Origin of the sequence: Methylobacterium bullatum, assembly GCF_014845095.1 — a bacterium.
In the GTDB taxonomy this organism is placed as follows: domain Bacteria; phylum Pseudomonadota; class Alphaproteobacteria; order Rhizobiales; family Beijerinckiaceae; genus Methylobacterium; species Methylobacterium bullatum.
The window spans coordinates 1-19,181 of record NZ_NKUG01000121.1; the positions used below are offsets into that span (position 1 = coordinate 1).

General features: G+C 69.0%; 15 protein-coding genes and 1 pseudogene. 5 read left to right on the forward strand and 11 right to left on the reverse strand.

Annotation, left to right across the window (positions count from 1 at the left end):
• Together MBTS_RS16855 and MBTS_RS16860 are read left to right on the forward strand one after the other, a co-directional pair.
• Positions 1-276: pseudogene (locus MBTS_RS16855) on the forward strand (YncE family protein); the annotation flags it as partial.
• A 169-nt stretch (positions 277-445) separates the two neighbouring features.
• Positions 446-646: a hypothetical protein gene (locus MBTS_RS16860; protein ID WP_147832863.1), complete on the forward strand. Its 201-nt coding sequence runs from the start codon at positions 446-448 to the stop codon at positions 644-646.
• Positions 647-657: 11 nt separating this feature from the next.
• Here the strand turns inward: MBTS_RS16860 and murJ are convergent, their stop codons facing one another.
• A complete protein-coding gene (gene murJ / locus MBTS_RS16865) occupies positions 658-2,187 on the reverse strand; it encodes a murein biosynthesis integral membrane protein MurJ (protein ID WP_147832862.1) in 1,530 nt (509 codons plus the stop codon).
• 259 nt (positions 2,188-2,446) lie between these two features.
• Positions 2,447-3,046, reverse strand: coding sequence for a superoxide dismutase (locus MBTS_RS16870; protein ID WP_018041792.1), 600 nt, complete (start codon positions 3,044-3,046; stop codon positions 2,447-2,449).
• A gap of 238 nt (positions 3,047-3,284) precedes the next feature.
• Between MBTS_RS16870 and MBTS_RS16875 the strand changes: the two genes are divergently transcribed.
• Entirely contained in the window at positions 3,285-4,256 is a 972-nt protein-coding gene (locus tag MBTS_RS16875) for a hypothetical protein (RefSeq protein ID WP_056147788.1), read from the forward strand.
• 8 nt (positions 4,257-4,264) lie between these two features.
• Here MBTS_RS16875 and MBTS_RS16880 read toward each other — a convergent pair whose 3' ends face one another.
• From MBTS_RS16880 to MBTS_RS16910, 7 genes are all read right to left on the reverse strand, one after another.
• Entirely contained in the window at positions 4,265-6,025 is a 1,761-nt protein-coding gene (locus tag MBTS_RS16880; protein ID WP_147832790.1) for a sensor histidine kinase, read from the reverse strand.
• Between the two features lie 151 nt (positions 6,026-6,176).
• Positions 6,177-6,914 (reverse strand): tRNA (guanosine(46)-N7)-methyltransferase TrmB, encoded by a 738-nt coding sequence (gene trmB, locus MBTS_RS16885; protein WP_187273453.1) that lies wholly within the window; start codon positions 6,912-6,914, stop codon positions 6,177-6,179.
• Between the two features lie 3 nt (positions 6,915-6,917).
• Positions 6,918-8,096: a methionine adenosyltransferase gene (metK, locus tag MBTS_RS16890; RefSeq protein WP_018041796.1), complete on the reverse strand. Its 1,179-nt coding sequence runs from the start codon at positions 8,094-8,096 to the stop codon at positions 6,918-6,920.
• Between the two features lie 139 nt (positions 8,097-8,235).
• Positions 8,236-8,658, reverse strand: coding sequence for a helix-turn-helix domain-containing protein (locus MBTS_RS16895; protein WP_056248423.1), 423 nt, complete (start codon positions 8,656-8,658; stop codon positions 8,236-8,238).
• Positions 8,659-9,253: 595 nt separating this feature from the next.
• Positions 9,254-10,438, reverse strand: coding sequence for a GNAT family N-acetyltransferase (locus MBTS_RS16900; RefSeq protein WP_056147781.1), 1,185 nt, complete (start codon positions 10,436-10,438; stop codon positions 9,254-9,256).
• Positions 10,439-10,541: 103 nt separating this feature from the next.
• Positions 10,542-11,834, reverse strand: a complete 1,293-nt coding sequence (locus MBTS_RS16905; RefSeq protein WP_056147777.1) for an MATE family efflux transporter — start codon at positions 11,832-11,834, stop codon at positions 10,542-10,544.
• Positions 11,835-11,840: 6 nt separating this feature from the next.
• Complete coding sequence (locus MBTS_RS16910) at positions 11,841-12,992, reverse strand: glycosyltransferase (protein WP_147832789.1); 1,152 nt, start codon at positions 12,990-12,992, stop codon at positions 11,841-11,843.
• Positions 12,993-13,158: 166 nt separating this feature from the next.
• Between MBTS_RS16910 and MBTS_RS16915 the strand changes: the two genes are divergently transcribed.
• Together MBTS_RS16915 and MBTS_RS16920 are read left to right on the forward strand one after the other, a co-directional pair.
• Positions 13,159-14,382, forward strand: a complete 1,224-nt coding sequence (locus MBTS_RS16915) for a DUF1972 domain-containing protein (RefSeq protein ID WP_147832788.1) — start codon at positions 13,159-13,161, stop codon at positions 14,380-14,382.
• A 41-nt stretch (positions 14,383-14,423) separates the two neighbouring features.
• Positions 14,424-15,632: a glycoside hydrolase family 5 protein gene (locus MBTS_RS16920; RefSeq protein ID WP_192216081.1), complete on the forward strand. Its 1,209-nt coding sequence runs from the start codon at positions 14,424-14,426 to the stop codon at positions 15,630-15,632.
• On the opposite strand, the gene MBTS_RS16925 is transcribed toward MBTS_RS16920, so the two are convergent.
• Positions 15,592-16,827: a VpsF family polysaccharide biosynthesis protein gene (locus MBTS_RS16925; RefSeq protein WP_056147761.1), complete on the reverse strand. Its 1,236-nt coding sequence runs from the start codon at positions 16,825-16,827 to the stop codon at positions 15,592-15,594. The two genes, MBTS_RS16920 and MBTS_RS16925, sit on opposite strands and share 41 nt — an antisense overlap.
• A 76-nt stretch (positions 16,828-16,903) precedes the next feature.
• Positions 16,904-19,027 carry a GumC family protein gene (locus tag MBTS_RS16930; RefSeq protein WP_056147760.1) on the reverse strand — a complete coding sequence of 708 codons (2,124 nt, stop codon included), beginning with the start codon at positions 19,025-19,027 and terminating at the stop codon, positions 16,904-16,906.
• Positions 19,028-19,181: the final 154 nt, after the last annotated feature.

Genomic DNA, 19,181 nt, shown 5'->3' on the forward strand with positions numbered 1-19,181 from the left:
GAGCAGCGCCACCGCCCCGGCTACACCCCGACCGGGGCGGTGGCGCTGCTCACCATCGATCCGTCGGGGCTCGTCCGCCGCACGGGAGAGGCCGAAGCCGGAAGCGTGACACAGGGCATCGCCTTCAGTCCCTCGGGCACGCATGTCTATGTCGGCAATTACGTGGACCGGACCATCGGCGTCTACCGCGTCGAGGGAGACGCGGTGCGCGATACGGGGTTCAGGCTGAGCCTGCCCGGCCAGCCGGCCTCGATGCGGGGGCGAGCCGGACAGTAACGCCGAGGCTGCCGCGACCGGATTACCTTTGACTGCCCGACCCGATCCGGAAAGCCGCTCGGTCCGACGAGACTACTTCCTGTATCGCCAGCAATTTAATTCTGGAACCTGCGCCATTTATCGCCGGTTTTTCGCGTTCCATACCGAAAGAGGCGCGCAAGCCCGAAACATGGGCCAGCCCGAGGCTCGGGCCGCCGTCACCGGAACGGGGGGCGGACCTGAAACCACCGTCACGGCGCCTCATACGTCGACCACGGGCCAGACCGTTCCGCCGGGTGCGGCCGGCGCCCCCATCGTCGATCCCAATGAACGGACCTACCGGCAGAAGCCGCTGGACCGCGTCCTGAACGGGATCTGCCAGGGCCGCTGATCCCGAGAGGATCAGGCCCGGCGCAGGCGCAGGCCGAAGGCCCGCAGGGTTCCGAGCAGCAGGGCGGCGTAGACGAGGGCGCCGACGAGCCCGAGAAGCCCGAGCACCACGATCTCGCGGAAATGCGGCAGGGCCGGCACCGACCGTTCCACGATCGGGAGGCCGTAGATCGCCGTGGCGGCGAGGGCGGCGCAGGCGACGACCACGCCGATGATCGTGATGCCGAGGCCTCGGCTCGGCGCCGTCCAGCCACGGCGCCAGGCGAGCCCCACGAGGAGCGCAAGGTTGAGCCACTGGCCGATGGCGGTGGCCAGCGCCAGGCCGGTCACGCCGTAAGGCCCGGTGAGCACGATCTTGAGCGCGACGTTGAGGGCGATGGAGGCGAGCGAAGCGATGAGCGGCGTCATCGTGTCCTGGCGTGCGTAGAAGCTCGCCACCGCGCTGCGCACCAGCACCACGGCGGGGAGCGCGAGGCCGTAGGCGGCGAGCACGGAAGCCGCCCGCGCGGCATCCTCGGCCTGGAAGGCTCCGCGCTGGAACAGGGCCGTCATCATCAGGCCCGGCAGGGTGAGGAAGGCGATGGTGAAGGGGGCCGACAGGGCGAGCGAGAAGCCCGCCGCCCGGTTCTGCGCCGCATGCGCGCCAGCGACGTCGCCCTTGGCGATCCGCCGGCTCATCTCCGGAAGCAGCACCGTCCCCGCCGCGATGGCGATGACGCCGAAGGGCAGTTGGTACAGCCGGTCGGCGTAGTAGAGGGCCGAGACCGCGCCGGTGGGCAGGAAACTCGCGATGATCGTGTCCGCGAAGGAGGCGATCTGAAATCCGGCCGAGCCGATCACCGCCGGTCCGAGGACCTTGAAGAACCGCATCATCGCCGGATCGCGCAGGCTCGGCTTGCCCATCCCCGGCGCGATGTCCGCGCGCCGGCAGGCGAGCCAGACGAGGCCGAACTGCAAGATGCCGGATACCGAGACGCCCCAGGCGGCGGCGTAGGCGGCGTTCGGGAAGAATCCCGCCAGGGCCAGGGCCGCCAGCATCGAGAGGTTGAGGAGGACCGGTGCGCCCGCCGCCACGGCGAAACGCCGATGGGCATTGAGGATGCCCGACAGCAGCGTCACCAGGGTCATGAACAGGAGATAGGGGAAGGTGATCCGCGTCAGCGAAACGGCCAGATCGAAGCGGAGGGGATCGTCCGAGAAACCCGGTGCCAGCGCGCGCACCACCCACGGCATCGCCGGCAGGGCGACGGCCAGGAGAACGATCTGCGTGAGCAGCATCAGGGTGAAGATGCGGGTGGCGAAACGCTTGGCCGCGCCGTCCTCGCCGGTCTCGGAGAGGCCGGCATAGGCCGGGACGAAAGCGGTGTTGAACGCCCCCTCGCCGAAGATGGCGCGGAAATGGTTCGGCAGCCGGAAGGCGACCACGAAGGCGTCTGCCACCGGACCGGCACCGAGCACGGCCGCCATCACCACGTCGCGGGCAAAGCCGGTGACGCGGGACACCAGCGTCCAGCCGCCGACGGAGAGGATGCTGCGGATCATGCGAATCGACCGGAGAGAGGGAAACGGAACGCCTCGTCGATGCGCGTTCTTCCCTCCCCCTTGTGGGGAGGGAGCGAGGGTGGGGGTGGTTCCGCCGGGCTCCGCAGCGGGTCGCACAGCCACCCCCACCTCCAACTCCTCCTCACAAGGGGGAGGAGTGCCGCGCTTCGACTGCCTCGTCAGGCTCGATGGATGCGGGCAGTTCCGTAAGACAACGCCGCGGGCCGGAAGACCCGCGGCGCGACCGTGAGAGCGGAGCTTACTTCGAGGCTTCGCCGTAGAGCTTCTCGACGTATTCCCAGTTCACCAGGTTCTCGATGAATGCCTTGAGGTAGTCGGGGCGGCGGTTGCGGTAGTCGATATAGTAGGAGTGCTCCCACACGTCGACGCCGAGGATCGGCTTGGCGCCATGCACCAGCGGGTTCTCGCCGTTGGGGGTCTTGAGGATCGCGAGCTTGCCGTCCTTGACCGCGAGCCACGCCCAGCCCGAGCCGAACTGGCTGACGCCAGCCTGGATGAAGTCCGCCTTGAACTTGTCGAAGCCGCCGAGATCCTCATCGATCTTCGCGGCCAGGGCCGCCGGGGCCGCGCCGCCGCCATTGGGCTTCATCCAGTTCCAGAAGTGGAGGTGGTTGAAGTGCTGGCCGGCATTGTTGAACAGCGGCTGGTTGGTGCCGTAGGACGCCGTGACGATCTCCTCGACGGTCTTGCCTTCGAGACCCGTGCCTTCGAGCAGCTTGTTGCCGGTATCGACATAGGCCTTGTGGTGCTTGTCGTGGTGGAACTCGAGGGTCTCCTTCGACATGTAGGGGCCGAGCGCGTCGTAGGCGTAGGGCAGTTCGGGCAGGGTGAAGGTCATCGGCAGGTCTCCCGGGTCTGGTGGCACAGGATGGCGGGTCTCGCTCCGAGGGATGCGAGGGTCGCGCCGTCATCCGGCCAACGCGCTCGTACCTAAGTCGCTCCTCCGCCAAGGGCAACGGGCGTCCGGTATCGAACGGTGAACGGGGATTTCCTTGCCGATCGATTTTGCAAAACCCGGGCCGGGCCTTACTGTGCGCGCCGCACTTCCTACGTGCAGGCGTCATCTAGAGAGTTCCATGATCCTCGCGCTGTTCGCGCTCGCCGTCGTCATGATCGTCGGCGGCATTGCCTCCGTCGTCCAGGGCTTTCCCTATGTCAGGCTGGAAAGCGGATGGACGATGACCATCGCGGGGGCCGCCACGGCCTCGTCCGGCGCGCTCCTCCTCGGCCTTGCCGTGGTCGCCACCTACCTGAAGCGCCTGGAGCGGGTCCTGTTGGAGCAGGGGGCCGGGCTCGGCGTCGATCCTTCGGTGTTCGAGGCACGGGGCCGGATCGAGCCGCCGGAGCTCGGCGCGGCCGATGGGGCGGAGGAGGCGGTTTCCCCCGGGCGGCAGCGCCCGAGCGCGGTGGGGCTCGCCGAGCCGAGGCTCCCGTCGCCGCCCCGTTTCGCCGACGAGGCCGCGCCCGCATTGCCCCTCGGCAGTGACCCGGCATCGCCCCTCCTGCCGGATCTCCTGCCCGATCCGCCGCCGCCGCCCGTCGAGGACGCCCGGCAGAGCCCGATCCGCGCGGTCGAGCCCGATTCCGAAGCGGCACCGGCGCGCCGGATCAAGCCGAACAAGCCGCCGCGGGCGGTCAAGCCGACGGCCATGGTCGATACGGTCATTCCGGCACCGGAGCCCGCGCCCATTGTCGCGGACGCCCCCCCGGCGCCAGTCGCGGTGCCTCCATCGCCGCCCCGCGAGGCCGATCGGGAGGAGCCCCTGGGCCTGCGATCGTCCGTCGTGGATGAGCCGGAGACTGCGCCGGAGCCCGTGCCCGCCCCGCCGCCGCCGCCCGAGGAAGCCGATCCAGCCGCGAGCCCCGCCAAGGGCGGTCTTGCGGTGGTGGGCACTTATGCCTCCGGTGGCAACACGTACGTGATGTACTCGAACGGCTCCATCGAGGCGGATACGCCGCGCGGCCAGTTCACCTTCGATTCTCTCGACGAGCTCAAGGCCTTCGTCGAGGCGGGCGGCGAAGAGGGGGCCGCCCGCGGCGCGGCGTGACGCTCCCGTCAGGCCAGCGGGTTCAGCCCCTCGGTCCGGGCGGGCAGCGGCGCCGTCATGGTCAGGCGAAACCCTTCGGGCGGATAGCTCGTGGCGATGTCGGCACGGACCTGGGCCGTGAGCACGCGCTGCAGCAGGCGTGAGCCGAAACCCTGGCGGGTCGGCGGTCGCACCGGGGGCCCATCGGATTCCGACCATTCGAGATGCAGCGTCTTGCCGTCCGCATCCTCCGTGACGTTCCAGGTGATGGTGACCCGTCCCTCCTGCGTCGAGAGCGCGCCGTGTTTCGCCGCGTTGGTGGTCAGTTCGTGGATCGCCATGCCGATCGGGACCGCGATCTCGGAGGCGAGGTCCACCGGTGGCCCGTCGAGGACGATCCGCCTCGCGCCCGGACCGTCCGAGGCACCGTCGCCATAGGGTCTGAGCTCGTTCTCCAGGAGGTTGCGCAGGGAGGCGGTCTGCCAGGTATCCTCGGTGAGGACCGAATGGGTATGGGCGAGCGACATGATCCGCCCGACGAAAGCCTCGTAGAAACTCTCGATGCTCGACGCCGTGCGGGCGGTGGAGCCGACGATGGCCTGGACGGTCGCCAGAGTGTTCTTCACCCGGTGGTGCAATTCGCGGATCAGCAGGGCCTGCCGCTCTTCGGCGATCCTGCGTTCGGTCACGTCGGCGACGACGCCGATGAGCCTGCGGGGGAGGCGGTCGGGGGCGTCGCTCTCGAAACGCCCGGCCATGTCGATGATGCGCCACGCGCCGTCATGCGCGCGTTGGATGCGGCCGCTGGCCTGAAGGGTGGAATCCTCGCGCAGAGCCGTCGAGATCGCCCGGCGGAACGCGGGGCGGTCGTCGGGATGGAGGACGGTACTCAGGAATTCGCGCTTACCGAGTGCCCCCTCCTCGGGGCGACGCCCGAAGATCGCGAACATGCGCTCGTTCTCCCAGACGGCCTGATCGTCCAGCATGTGCCATTCGAAGATGCCGAGTTCGGCCAGCGACGTGGCGATGCGCAGGCGCTCCTCGCTCTCGCGGAGGGCGTCGCGCGCGCCCACCCGCGTCGTCACGTCCTGCAGCACGCCCACCACGATTCCGGACCGGTCGCCCACGGCACCGATCGCCTGCCCCCTGGCACTGACCCGGATCTCGATATCGTCGCCCGCGCGACGCAGGCGGGCCTCGATGGCGAAGGGGGTGCCGGCGCGCATCGCCGCACGGGCGGTCGCCTTCACCCTCTCCACCTCGGGTGCCTCCATCAGGCCAGCGACCTGCGGCCAGGTCAGTGACGTACCGGGAGGGAAGCCGAGGATATGGGCCGCCCGCCGCGACACTCTGAGGAGTCCGTCCGCGAGATCGATCCGCCATTCTCCGAGCCCGGCGGCCGTGAGGGCGGCGCGGTTCTCCTCCGAGCGCACGATGTCGTCGGCGTCGACCCGTTCCACTACGAAGGTTCGAAGGTGGCCCTCATCCGTGGCCGCCGAAGGTCGGATGCGGACGTCCAGGGGCGTGCCGCTCGTGGTGGTCCAGCGCCGGATGCCGGCGAAGAGCACGTCGGGACCGTCTCCGAACACGGTGACGGGTTGGCCCGGTAGGCTTCCGGCTTCGTATCCGAGCAGGGTCGTCAGGAACCGGTTGGCATCGTAGATGCGATTCGTGGCGGGATCGACGATCACCAGGCCGATCCCGGCCTCCTCGAAGCCGCGCCGATAGGGGTCGGCCGGGGAGCGCGCATCCCCTGGCACTGGCGATCCTCGATCAGATCCGCTGCCCACTCCGCACCCTCACTCGGCGGCGCCCCGGACTCGTATGGGGCATCATCGCTCGATCCGGTAACCCCGGATGCTCGTTGCCTCGGCATCTGAGGTCGCAACGCTCTGCGCCGCAAGGGCTTACGACGAAAAAGCAGTGCTGGACCGCACCCGTTCAGCCGAGGCGGCGGAACTCCAGGTAGGTCGGACCACGGCCGGCCGCGATCGCCTTGGCCTCGTAGCGGGTACCCGGCCATTCCGGGAAGGGTCGCGTCCAATCGGCCGCCGCTTCGGCGGTCCAGTCGAGGGCGTCGCACCGGGCCGCCCGCACCAGGGTCCAGCCCGCATAATCGTCGATGTCGCTGGCAAAGCGGAAGACGCCGCCGGGCTTCAGGACCCGGGCGATCTCGGCCAGTGTCTCGTCCGAGACGAACCGCCGCTTGCGCTGGCGGCGCTTGGGCCAGGGATCGGGATAGAGCAGGTAGACGCGGGCGAGGCTCGCATCCGGAATGGCGGCGAGGAGCTGCGTGGCGTCCTCGTCCCAGATCCGGACATTGGCGAGGTCGCCGTCATCCACGGCCCGCAGCAGCTTGACGACGCCGTTGACGAAAGGCTCGGCGCCGATGATGCCGACCTGCGGGTGGCGCGTAGCCTGGGCGGCCAGATGCTCGCCGCCGCCGAACCCGATCTCGAGCCAGACCTCGTCCACCGGATGGGGGAAAAGCGCGGGCAGGTCGAGCCGCGCACCTTCCGCCGGCAGGGCTACGCGCAGGCGCGGCAGCAGATCGGCCAGACGTTGCTCCTGTCCGGCCCGCAGGCGCTTTCCCTTGCGCCGGCCGTAGAAGGCGCGGTCCGCGCCCTCGATTGCCGTCCCGCCCTCGTCGGGCGGGAGTTCATCCCGCCCGTACGCCACGGGTCAGGACAGGGCCGACTTGAGCTTGTCGGCGAGGTCGGTGCGCTCCCACGAGAAGCCGCCGTCATCCTCGGGCTTGCGGCCGAAATGGCCGTAGGCGGAGGTGCGGGCGTAGATCGGCTTGTTGAGGCCGAGGGCGAGGCGGATGCCGCGGGGCGAGAGGTCGAGGGCATCCATCAGCACGGTCTCGAGCTTGGCCTCGTCGACGGTCCCGGTGCCATGCAGGTCCACGTAGATCGAGAGCGGCTTGGCGACGCCGATGGCGTAGGCGAGCTGGATCGTGGCGCGGGTGGCGAGGCCGGCGGCCACCACGTTCTTGGCGAGGTAGCGCGCGGCGTAGGCCGCCGAACGGTCGACCTTGGTCGGATCCTTGCCCGAGAAGGCGCCGCCGCCATGCGGTGCCGCGCCGCCATAGGTGTCGACGATGATCTTGCGGCCGGTGAGGCCGGCATCCCCGTCCGGGCCGCCGATGACGAACTTGCCGGTGGGATTGACGTGCCAGACGGTCTCCTCGCCGACCCAGCCCTGGGGCAGGGCCGCCAGGATGTAGGGCTCGACGATGGCGCGCACGTCGGCGGAATCGAGGGTTTCGTCGATGTGCTGGGTGGACAGCACGATCTGGGTGACGCCGACCGGACGGCCGTTCTCGTAGCGGACGGTGACCTGGCTCTTGGCATCGGGGCCGAGCTTGGCCGCATCGCCCTGCTTGCCCTTGCGGGCGTCGGCCAGATCCTTGAGGATCTTGTGGGCGTAGTAGATCGGCGCCGGCATCAGCTCGGGCGTCTCGTCCGAGGCGTAGCCGAACATGATGCCCTGGTCGCCGGCACCCTCGTCCTTGTTGCCGGACGAATCCACGCCCTGCGCGATATCGGCGGACTGGGCGTGCAGGTGGATGGCGATGTCGTTGTTCTTCCAGTGGAAGCCCGACTGCTCGTAGCCGATGTCCTTCACCGCTTCACGGGTGAGGTGCTCCAGGTGCTCGAAGGTCACGGAATCCGGGCCGCGCACCTCGCCCGCGATGACGATGCGGTTGGTGGTGGCCAGGGTCTCGACCCCGAGGCGAGCTTCCGGCATCGCAGAAATATAGGCATCCACGATGGTGTCCGAGATCCGGTCGCAGACCTTGTCCGGATGGCCTTCGGAGACCGACTCGCTGGTGAACAGGTAGTTGGAACGCGGCATCTGAGGCCCCCCGGTTTCGGGTTCGCCTCGGCAGCGTTCGACCCGGTCTTCGGAACGGAGAGCTTCTGGCACTCCCTCCTCAGGCGGTCAAGATGACAAACCGAACGTATCCGCTAAAACGAACGAATCATACTGTAGATCAGCCGTTCAGCTTCTCGTCGAGGGCATGGATGGCGGCGGCGAATTCGCGGCGGTTGGCGTCCGAGAAATGCTCCGTCACGTGCTTGGCGACGACATCGACGAGACCGCTCCACGCGGCCTGCGCTCCATCCCGGGGTACGAAGGCCTGCTGGGGTGCCTCGCTCAGTCCACGGGGCGGGGCGTCGTCGCTACGGTTCATGCCATCGAAGAAGTAATCGATCGGCATGCCGGTCATGCGGCTTAAAATCTCGAGATGGATCGCGCTGATGCGGTTGATGCCCTTCTCGTACTTCTGGAGTTGTGCCGCAGACATGCCGAAGCTCTGGGCGACACGTTTCTGGGTCAGGGCGGATTTCTTCCTTTGCTCGGCGATGCGCATGCCGACATGGACATCGCGTGCATCGGTCTTTTGCCCAGCCATGTCAGATCCCGTCCAGTCTCATGAGCTTTACCGCGCACCTTGCCCTCGGGCAGATCCTCGACGCTCATGCTTCTTATGGTCGCTGTTTCTTCCACGTTCCCTTGTTCAACCCAACCCGAAAAAGACGGCACGGCCGCACTATTCCACGCCCTTGCCCGGCATTCAGCCGGGAGACGGGCGATCGGTCGAGGATGGGGTGATGGTGGCGTCCCCGGCAGGTCTCGAACCTGCGACCCCAGGTTTCATCCCACTTCGGCTTCCGCCGCCGCCCCTTGCCGGAGCGTTCGTGGTCTGGACTATCCCTTCGCCATGGATCGATCGGGAATGACCCTTCGCGATCTTTAGGCGCCGCCCGTCTAGTCTCTACACCTTCCCCGGATGGCTCCGGGGCTTGGCTCGGGATCGGCCGGACCAGCAAGCGTGCGGGCCGTGGGCGTTCCCCGAATTTGAGCGGATCCGCCGCGTGGTTTCCCCTCGCGACGCCCAATTGAAGTTTAGGAAACCTGTGCTCTGTCCAGCTGAGCTACGGAGACTCACCAAGCGTTTCCCTAGCATCATCGGACGGGGAGGCCAACCGGCGCTTGGAGCGGCAGTTTCAGGCCACCTTGCGCCGCAGCCACCGGCGCGCCTTCTGCGCGCGGGCGAACCATTCCGGATGGCTGCGCAGCCAGACCTTCGAGGCCTCGGCTCCGGCGATCGCGTGTTTCACCAGGCGGCCGCGCAGGGTCACGACCTCGTAGAGCTCGCTCAGGTCACGGGTCTGAACGCCGAAATCGGATTTGTAGGGCATCACGCCGACGGTGAAATCGAAATAGCCGAGTCCCTCGGCGCGGGCCCAGCGCAGGGTTTCGGCGACGATGTGGAGGCCCGGCGAGGTGTTGCGCCAGGCCTCTCCCGCCATGGTCAGCAGGATGCCATGGAAGGTCCCGCCATGGACGAGGCCGTAGGCGCAGGCGATCCATTCCCCATCGACCGCCAGTCCGAACAGGCGGACCGGTCCGCCGACGAGGCCCCGATGGGCGCCCTCACGGTAGAACGCCTCCACATCGGGCCGCGAGAGCAGGTTGAACCGGCCGATCTCGGCGAAGCGCGAGCGGCGCTGCTCCACCAGCGCATCGAAGATCCGGTCGATCTCCTCGGCGCTTCGCGCCTCCACGAAGGTGACGGTGCCCGCCCGCTCCAGTCGCCGGCGCAGCTTGGCCATGTCCTTCAGGGTGCTGGGACGGCACAGGCGCGCGAGCAGCGTCTCGGCGTCGCCCTCGATGGCGACGCCCGAGGCCTGCATGTCCATCCGGCTGCAGCCGGGCAGGGTGGCGAAGGGATTCGGCCGGCCGGTCACGTCGTCGGGGATGCGGCTGATCTGGATCAGGTCGGCCCTGGGGAGCACGTCGCGGATCGCCCTCCAGGCCTGGGCCATCTCGTCGGCGGAGAGGTCGATGCCGGGGGCGAGGATCGGTGCCGCATAGTCGCAGACGCCGAGATCGAGCCAGGTGATCGTCCGGTAGCCGCGAAGGCGCAGACGTGCCAGCGGCACCAGCATGACCGAACGCCCGTTGGCGTCGGTCACCTCGACGATGACCGGCTCGGCCTTGGAGGCGGTGCCCAGGCGCTCGACGACGGCCGTCGCCCAGTCGAGGCGCTGATAGGCCGTGGCGGTGCCATCGGATTCGAGCCTGCTCCAGAGATGGGCGACCGTCGCCATCGTCGTGTGGAGGCGCGCCTGGTAACCGCCGAGGGAGGTGGGGCGCGTCGGTGCGGGGACGTCTTGGATCACGCTCATGACTGGGATGTCCTGGCTGTCGCTGCGCGGCGAGACACACCCGCGCGCGCATCCGACGTGTCGGGATGGATGGTGCAAGGAGCCTCGCGGAAGGAGAGGCGGGTCATCGGCCGGCCCCCGCCTCGGTATCGCGGCCGAGGTCGGACCGCATCCGAGGCAGGACGGAGCGCCAGGGCTTCAGCATCCACAGGCAACCCGCCAGGACCACGACTTCCGAACACAGGACGCCGAAGAGCGACCAGGCCGGCTGAGCCACCAGCAGCAGGCCGATCACGGCGACGGCGCCGATTCCCACGCTCACGCCCGCGATGACCGAGAGGGGACGGAAGTCCTGCATCGTCTCCATCAGCACCCGCATCGGCGCGTGGATGAGCGAGACCGTGACGATGGCCCAGGCCGCCACCGCGATCAGCGTCATCGGCGCCGCCGTGAACTGGCCGGCGAACAGCTTGTGCTCGATGAGTTCGAGCGCCCAGAGGATGATGGCGCCGTAGGCGATGCAGCCGAGCCCGAGGAGGCCGGAGCAGATGAAGGCGAAGCGGCGGGCGAGGGTGAATTCGCCCCGGGCGAGATGGCCCGCCACCTCGGGCTGGACCATGTTGATGAGGGCGGATGCCGAGAGCCGCAGGGGGGAGAACAGCACGAAGGTGGCGGCCATCGGCGCATAGGCGGCCGGCCCCGCGATGGCGGCCACGAGAAGGCTCTGCCCCTGGCCCTGGACGTTGGCGGTGGTGACGTTGACCAGCGACCACGACAGGGTCGGGATCATGGCCCCGTAGCGGCGGCGCACCGAGCGGCCGAGGCTGAGCCGGATCGGTTCCCGCAGCAGGGCCAGCGATGCGACGATGCCGAGGCCGTTGGCGCAGGCCAGGGCGAACAGGGTCTCGTCGAGGCCGGGCGCGCCCTGGAAATGGATCATCGCCACGGTGAAGGCGGTGCCCGAGAGGGCGAAGACCACGTCTCCCAGCCCCGAGATCGCCGGCCGGTGCTTGGCGAAGAGCGCGAGGCGGAGATAGCTGCGGAGCGACCAGAGGCCGACGAAAAGGCTCCCCGCGAGGGCGTTGATGTCCGAGGTCGCCATCAGCGCCGCGCAGACCCCGGCCCCGATCGTCGCGGAGAGGATGACCGCCACCGTACCGAAGGTCACGTCGAACCCGCGCGCCGCGCGTCGTCCGGCGCGCGGCGGAATCGCGATGGTGGCCGGTACCCCGGCCAGCGACCGGATGTAGGTGAGCGCCAGCCCTCCCACGAGGAAGAGGATGGCGAAGCGCCCGTAATCGTGCGGGCTCAGGCTTCGCGCGAGGACGATGTTGATCCCGAAATGGAAGGCGCTCTGGGTGACTTCGCCCCCCAGCATGAGGATGAAGCGGCGCGCGAGGCGGTTCAGACCGTGCATGACGATTCAGCTCGCCGCGACGGCGCTGGCATCGACGCCCGCGCGACCGCCGATGCGGGCACGGATCATCGCCACCAGCCCTTCCGCTGCGGCGGCTTCTCCGAACAGAGCCGCGTAGCGAGCGCGGGCGGCCGCCGGAAAGTCCTGCCAGGAAACCGGATCGGTCACGATCCGCTCCAGGGCGGAGGCGAGGCTCGGCGCATCGTCGGGCGTGACGACCCAGCCGCTCGACCCCTCCTCGACCACCTCCGTCAGCCCGCCGATGCGGGACACGACGGGGGGGCGGCCATAGGCCATGGCCTCGATCGCCACGCGGCCGAGGGATTCCGGCAGGCGCGACGGCACCGTGACCACGTCGGCCCAGCGGTAGAGATCGGATGGATCGTCGACGAAGGGAGACAGGCGGATGATCGAGCCGAGCCCCGCATCGGCGATCTGGCGGCCGAGCGCCTCTTCGCGCGCCGTATCCTCGAAGGCGCTGCCGACGATGCGGACCTCGATCCGCGCGCGCACCTCCGGCGGCAGCGAGCGGATCGCCTCGACCAGGATCTCCTGTCCCTTGATGCGGCTGATCCGGCCCAGCATCAGCAGGCGCAGGGGACGCGAGCCGTCATAGGTCGAGGCCGGCGGCGTCTCGGGACCCGCAATGCCGTTATAGACCACCCGCATGGCGACCTTGGAGGTCAGCGAGAAGGCCTTCGCGGTGGCGCGGGAGTTGAACACGATGTCGGCCCCGCTCCAGCGGATCAGCCCGCGCAGAAGCTTCAGGGTGGCGCCCTGAGGGATCTCGTGGACATGCACGATGGCACGGCCGGGGCAGAGCCGGGCGGCCAGGAGATAATCCGCCACCACCGAGGTGTTGATGTAGACGAGGTCGCTCGCGCGCAGCCGCCGCCAGGCGCGCAGCATCGCCACCGGCAGCGTGAGCAGGCCGAGGGTGGCGAGGCGCGGTAGGTCGCGGCGCCGGAGAATCCAGAGCGGCTCGAAGACGATCCGCGAAGCAACGCCTTCGAGGGCGGCCACGATGGGGCCGGTGCGGGGCAGGACGACGTCAATGACGGCGGCGGGATAGGCCGCGCGAAAGATCCGCACGCTCTCAACGAAGCTGCGGTCGGACCCGTAGAGCTCGTATCCCTGATGGACGCAGGTGATGCGCATGCCGACTCGACCCTAATCCCAACCTGAACTGCCCCAAGATGACATGCCACGATGTTTTCAATCGTTACCGGGCAAGAACCTCACCCAGTGTAATCATGGGGCATGGTTGCCTGGAGATGTTTCTCGTGTCCCGTCGCGGGACGGTTGGGGGCTAAAGGAGACTCGGATGCCGTCGCACAAGCCCTCTCTGTTGATCCTGGGGACGCGTGGCATTCCCGCATCCCATGGCGGCTTTGAAACCTTCGCCGAGAAGCTCGCGCTCTTTCTCGTGAAGCGCGGCTGGCATGTGGCGGTCTATTGCCAGGACGAGGTCGAGGCGGTGAGCGAGCGTTTCCGCACGACCACCTGGCAAGGCGTCGAGCTCATCCATGTGGCCGTCTCCACCAGCGGCCCGCGGGCGACCCTGGATTTCGACTGGCATTGCGTGCGCGATGCCGCCAGGCGGGGCGGCGTCAGCCTCGTCCTCGGCTATAACGGGGCGGTCTTCCTGCCGTATCTGCGCCTCTCCGGCGCGAAGATCATCACCAATATGGACGGCATCGAGTGGAAGCGGCCGAAATGGTCCATGGCGGTGCGCGCTTGGTTCTGGACCAATGAGTGGATCGCCGCCTGGTCTTCGCACCGCCTCGTGGCCGACCATCCCGCCATCGCCGACCATGTGGCCACGCGCCGTCCGCGATCCGCCATCGCCACCATCCCGTATGGCGGCGATCCGATCTCGGCGGCGCCGACCGCGCCCATCGCGGCCATGGGCCTGAAGCCGGGGCGGTACATGACGTCGATCGCCCGGATCGAGCCCGACAACAACATCCTCACCATGGTCGACGCCTTCTCGCGCAAGGTGCGGGGCATGCGGCTCGTGGTCCTCGGCACGCTCTCCGACAGCAATCCCTATCATCGCGCCGTGAGGGAGGCGGCCAGCGACGAGGTGCTCTTTCCCGGCGCCATCTATGAATCCGAGACGATCAGATCCCTGCGCTTCCATGCGCGGGCCTATCTGCACGGGCATACGGTGGGCGGCACCAACCCGTCCCTTGTGGAGGCTCTGTGGGCCGGCAACGCGGTGATCGCCCACGACAATCCGTTCAACCGGGGGACGGCGGGCGAGGAGCAGTTCTACTTCGCCGATGCGGATGCCTGCGAGCGGCACATCGAAACCCTGATCGCGGACGATGGCGTGGCGAGACGGGCGGGTGTCGCCTCGCTCGCCCGTGCCGCCGACCGCTTCGAATGGTCGGAGATCCTGAAGCAGTACGAGGCGGAGGCGACGGCCCTCGGGGGCTTCGCCGCGCCGGCGGGCCAGGAGTCGAAGCACTCCGGCACCTCGTCCGCCCATCTCCCCCCGGCCCCGATGGCGATGGGAAGCCAGAGCCGAGATCGCGCTTCGTGAGGCCAGTGCCCACGCGCAGGGCGATCCTCGCGGCCGCGGCTTTGACGGCGGTACGGATCCCGGCCGCCGCCGCCACGCCGCCGCTCCGCCTGAGGCGCGGCGTCAATACCTGGCCGTGGTTTTCCCTGACGCGGGAATTCCCGGCGCCGCGCACGGATTACGGGACGCCGCCGTTCCAGGAGGGCCGGCCCGTCCCGACCGGCCGCGACCTCGCCCGTCTGCGAGCGGCCGGGTTCGACTTCCTGCGCCTGCCCGTCGATCCCGGCCCCTTCGCCGCCGCCGTGCCGGAGGAGCGCGAGCGTCTCATGGCCGACCTCAGGGCCGCGGTGGAGGCGGCGTTGCGCGCGGATCTCGCGGTCCTCGTCAACGTGCAGGCCAATGGCGCGACCCATCACTGGAACCCGCAGAATTTCTACGGCGATCCCGGCGCGCCGCTGTTTCCCACCTATCGCCGCTTCGTCTCCGACCTAGCCCGACTGCTGGAGGGGATCGCCCCGGAGCGGCTGGCGCTGGAGCCCGTCAACGAGCCGCCGCAGGGATGCGGCGCGGCATCGTGGCTGACGATCCAGGACGACCTCCTCGGCGAGGCCCGCCGGGTCGCCCCGCGCCTGACCCTCGTGGCCTGCGGCGCCTGCGGCAGCATGATCACCGGGCTCACCGCCCTCGACCCCGCGCCGCTGGCCCGCTTCGCGCCGCTGCTGTTCACCTTCCATTATTACGAGCCCTACCTGTTCAGCCATCAGGGGGCGCCCTGGATGCGGGAGCCGGTCTACCGCGCCCTCAACGCGGTGCCGTGGCCGGCCTCCGCCGGTCGCCTCGAGTCGACGCTGTCCGCCGTGAAGGCCAGGATGGACGGTGATGCCGGCCTGTCCGCTGAGGCGAAGCATGACGCCTACACCCTGACCGAGGCCAAGCTCGGCGAGTATTTCGCCGCCCGGCCCGATAAGGGCTACCTCGCCCGCCACCTCGCCATGGTGGGGGAATGGGGCCGCCGCCACGGCATCGCCCCAGGGACCATCGTGCTCGGGGAGTTCGGGGCCCTGCGCAGCGATGCGCGCTACGTCGCCTCCCATGCGGAGGACCGGGCGCGCTACGTCCGCGACGTGCGGGAGGCGGCCGAGGCCGAGGGTTTCCCCTGGGCGTTCTGGAACCTGTTCGACGGGATGGGGCTGATGGACGATGCAACCAAGCGGCTCGATCCCGCCATCGTCACCGCCCTCGGTCTGCGCCTCCCGGCGGACGATCGCTGACCGCGTGGAACAGGCCGAGGAGGAGGATGGCGAATTTGGCGAGCAGCGTGGTCTTGCCGCCGATCCCCTCGAACGTGTTCACCAGGATGACGAAGGCGATGACGGGCAGGAACGTGCCGGGGCGGCAGTGGCGGACCAGCTCGATCATGTAGAGCGTCACCGCTACGGTGAGCAGCACCGTCATGAAGATGCCCTGGTAGACGAGGGTCCGGACGATGGGGTTCTCGATGCCCCATTCGAGCCCGCTCACGCGCCGTAGCGAATCCACGAGGCTCATATCCGGGCCGACCAGCAATTCGCGGAAGGGGATGCTGGCGACGAGGTCGAGCATTTCCACGCGGGCATTGGCGCTGCCGCCATCGGCCATGAACCGGCTGAGCAGCGCGTCGAAGAACCCGCCGGCCGCGAGGCCGCCGATGCCGAGGGGCACGAGGGTGAACAGGAAGATCCCCGCCGCCGCCGCCAGGAGCGGGATCCGGCCCGCGCTCAGCACCTTGTGCAGGGCGAAGAGACCGTAGCCGCCGCCGAAGATCAGCGTCACCACCATGGCCGAGCGCCCGCCGAAGGCCACGAGGGCGGCGAGCTGCAGCCCGATCATCGCGAGCCGTTGCGGAGCGGTCATGCGTCCGCCGCCACCGATGAGGGCGAGGACGTAGCAGGCCGTGAGGGTGGCGTTGCCGAGGGGGTGTCCCTGAAGTGCGGCCGAGCGCGTATCGGTTGCGAAGACCTGACCGTCGAGCCGGTATGGGAAGAACAGGGTCTTCGTCGCGAATTCCGTGAGGCCGAGCAGGGCGTTGACCAGCAGCACCGCATGAACCGTCAGTTCAAGGCGCCTCCAGGTGAGCGCGTCGCGGTCAGCCAGCAGGACGACGAAGAGGCCCGGCAGCAGGAACGTGTCCAGCGCCCCCGCCATGCCGGGGCCGCTGCGCAGGACGATGTGCAGGAACAGCCCGATGCTGCACGCGGCCAGCAGCATTCCTGCCGGCCGTACCTGCACGGCATAGACGAGGTAGCCCGCCGGGTTGCCGGACTTCAGCGCGGCCCAGCCGAACAGGACGATGACCAGATAGGTCGAAGGATGGATCTTCTGCGGCGCCGCGCCGGTGAGCCCGTCGTAATTGATCCCGACATTCCACAACATGCCGCCCGACACGCCGAGGATCAGCACGGTGAGGGCGATGAGGCCGAACGGCATCGGGCTGCGCGACGCCGCTCCGGCTTCCTTCCGTCCTCGGGCCGGGGAATGAACCGCGCTCCTCATGGTCCGCCCGTCACGCCGCCGCCGCGTAGCGATCGACGAAGAGGCTGCCCGAGACCGGCCTGCCGAGCACTTCCGAGATGTCGAGGATATCGAGGAGGTCGCGCTGGCGCGTGGCGCCGTTTTTCGCCACGATCAGCAGCCGGTCGCTGGCAGCGGCGAGGGGCCCGATCCGCAGGTTGCCGGTCAGCACGCCGCCATCGATGAGGATGAGGTCGAAGCTCGATTTGGCGGCTGCGAGGAACTGCTCGATATTGGCCCGGCTCAGGGCCTCGCGCGAGGCCTTGGCGAGATCGCCGATGCCGATCCGCGCGGCACCGCTCTCCGCATCCGCCTTGGCCGCCGCCGCCATCCCGACCTCGCCGCGCAGGACCTCGATGAGGCCGGGGCCGGAGGCGTTCTCCTCCGGCGTCGCTTCGAGGTCCGCCTCGACCACGAGCACGCGCTCGCCGCGCGCCGTGGCCACCGCCGCGAGGAGATGGATCGTCGAGCGCCGGTCCGCCGTATCCGAGGCCGCCGAGGTGACGAGCACGCTCAACGCCTGGCCCGGCGGGTGGATCTGGCCGCGCACGCTGGCCAGCCGGTCGAGGGTCAGGCTCGCGGCGACGCTGGCCGGACGCTCGCTTCCCGCCTTGAACTCCGGATAGGTGGCGACCACGGAGGTGTGGGAGAGCCGCTCCATCTGGCGCCGGGACAGGACGGTGGGATCGAGATATTCGCGCACGAAGGCGAGGCCGGCCCCGAGGCCGAGGCCGCTGACGAGGCCGCCGACGAACAGCAGGAGGCGCAGGGGCCAGCTCCGCTCGGCGGGCGGACGGGCCCAGCTGATGACGCGGGCATTGGTGGTGTCGATGCCGGTCTGTTCCTGGATCTCGCGCGAGCGGTTGAGGAAGTTGCTGTAGACGGCCCGGCTGGTATCCACCTCACGTTCGAGCTCACGCAGGCGCACGGAGGCTTCGCCGGTGACGATGGAGCCCCGCTTCAGCTCGTCGAGATTTGCGGTCAGGGCTTTCTCGTTGGCGACGGCGCGCTGGTAATCCGTCTCGGCGGAGCGGGCGATGCGGGTCAGCTCCGTCTCGGTCAGGCGTTTGACGTCCTGCATCTGGGTCCGCACCGCCTCGATGAAGGGGTGGCGGTTGCCGAGCTGGGTGCGCAGATCCGCTTCCTTGCTCGCGAGTTCCGCATACTGGCTGCGCAAGCGCTCGATCACCGCGGACTGGATCGCCTCCGGGGCCGTGTCCGGTCCGAACGCAGTACTCCCGCGCGCGTCCTTGATCTGCTGCAGCCGGGTGCGCGCCTCCGCCGTGCGGGCGCGGGCGGCCACGATGCGGTTGTTGCTCTCGGCCAGTTGCTGCTCGCTGATGAGCTGGCCGCTCGCCGTGATCAACCCGTTCTCGGCCTTGAACGTCTCGACCTTGTTCTCGGCGACGTTGACGCGCTTGCGCAGGTCGTCGAGACGCGACGCCATCTCGGACGAGGCCCGCGAGGCCGCGTCGGCGCGGGCGGAGGTCTGGTCCTTGAGGTAGGCGGCGGCGATGGCGTTGACGATCCTGGCCGCCTTGTCCGGGTTGCCCGCGGTGACCACGACATCCACCACGAAGACCTTGTCGGCGCGCTTCACCGCGAGCCTGCGCCGCAGGGCGCGGACGGCCCGGGCCTCGGCGGCGGCATCGGTGGCGGGTGCGGCGCCTTCGCCCTGGAGGGTGCGCAGGGTCCAGCTGAGGAAGCCGGTGCCGACGCCGCCGAAATCCGGGTCGTCGAGCAGTCCGGCATCGCGGGCGGCGCGGGTCAGGACCGAATCCGATTCGATCACCCGCGCCTGGCTCTCCACCTGCATCACACCGCCATCCGGCGCCATGGCGACGGGATTGACGTCGTTGGTGACGATCTGCTTGTCGCGCGGGTCGATCAGGATCTGGGCCGTGGCCGCGTAGAGCGGCGGTGCGAGGAAGCCGTAGGCCACCGCGATGAAGGTGAGCAGCGCGGCGGTTCCGAGCACCCAGGCCCGGCGCACGGTGAGGATGCGCCAGAGATCGCCGATCTCGGCGCTCTTGTCGGGCTCGGAGGAGGGCGGCCGGTCGATGCTGGATCGACCGATCCAATCCGCCGCCGCGATATGTCTGTCGATCTGTGCCATCGGATGCTCGGGCCGTGGCCGGGATACAGCCCGTCCTTCGGATACAGGCATGATCCGACTTTACTGACGATTCACCAACACCCGGAGATTTCCCCGGTCTCGGCCCCCTTCGTGCGGGGCATGGTTAGCGAACCATTAAGAGCGCCTAACAGAA

Bases quoted from the DNA above. Each gene is read 5' to 3' on its own strand.
- MBTS_RS16930 (WP_056147760.1), bottom strand. From the start codon at position 19,027: ATGGCACAGATCGACAGACATATCGCGGCGGCGGATTGGATCGGTCGA.
- metK (WP_018041796.1), bottom strand. From the start codon at position 8,096: ATGCCGCGTTCCAACTACCTGTTCACCAGCGAGTCGGTCTCCGAAGGC.
- MBTS_RS16875 (WP_056147788.1), top strand. From the start codon at position 3,285: ATGATCCTCGCGCTGTTCGCGCTCGCCGTCGTCATGATCGTCGGCGGC.
- MBTS_RS16910 (WP_147832789.1), bottom strand. From the start codon at position 12,992: ATGCGCATCACCTGCGTCCATCAGGGATACGAGCTCTACGGGTCCGAC.
- MBTS_RS16915 (WP_147832788.1), top strand. From the start codon at position 13,159: ATGCCGTCGCACAAGCCCTCTCTGTTGATCCTGGGGACGCGTGGCATT.
- murJ (WP_147832862.1), bottom strand. From the start codon at position 2,187: ATGATCCGCAGCATCCTCTCCGTCGGCGGCTGGACGCTGGTGTCCCGC.
- MBTS_RS16905 (WP_056147777.1), bottom strand. From the start codon at position 11,834: ATGCACGGTCTGAACCGCCTCGCGCGCCGCTTCATCCTCATGCTGGGG.
- MBTS_RS16925 (WP_056147761.1), bottom strand. From the start codon at position 16,827: ATGCCGTTCGGCCTCATCGCCCTCACCGTGCTGATCCTCGGCGTGTCG.
- MBTS_RS16895 (WP_056248423.1), bottom strand. From the start codon at position 8,658: ATGGCTGGGCAAAAGACCGATGCACGCGATGTCCATGTCGGCATGCGC.
- MBTS_RS16860 (WP_147832863.1), top strand. From the start codon at position 446: ATGGGCCAGCCCGAGGCTCGGGCCGCCGTCACCGGAACGGGGGGCGGA.
- MBTS_RS16900 (WP_056147781.1), bottom strand. From the start codon at position 10,438: ATGAGCGTGATCCAAGACGTCCCCGCACCGACGCGCCCCACCTCCCTC.
- MBTS_RS16870 (WP_018041792.1), bottom strand. From the start codon at position 3,046: ATGACCTTCACCCTGCCCGAACTGCCCTACGCCTACGACGCGCTCGGC.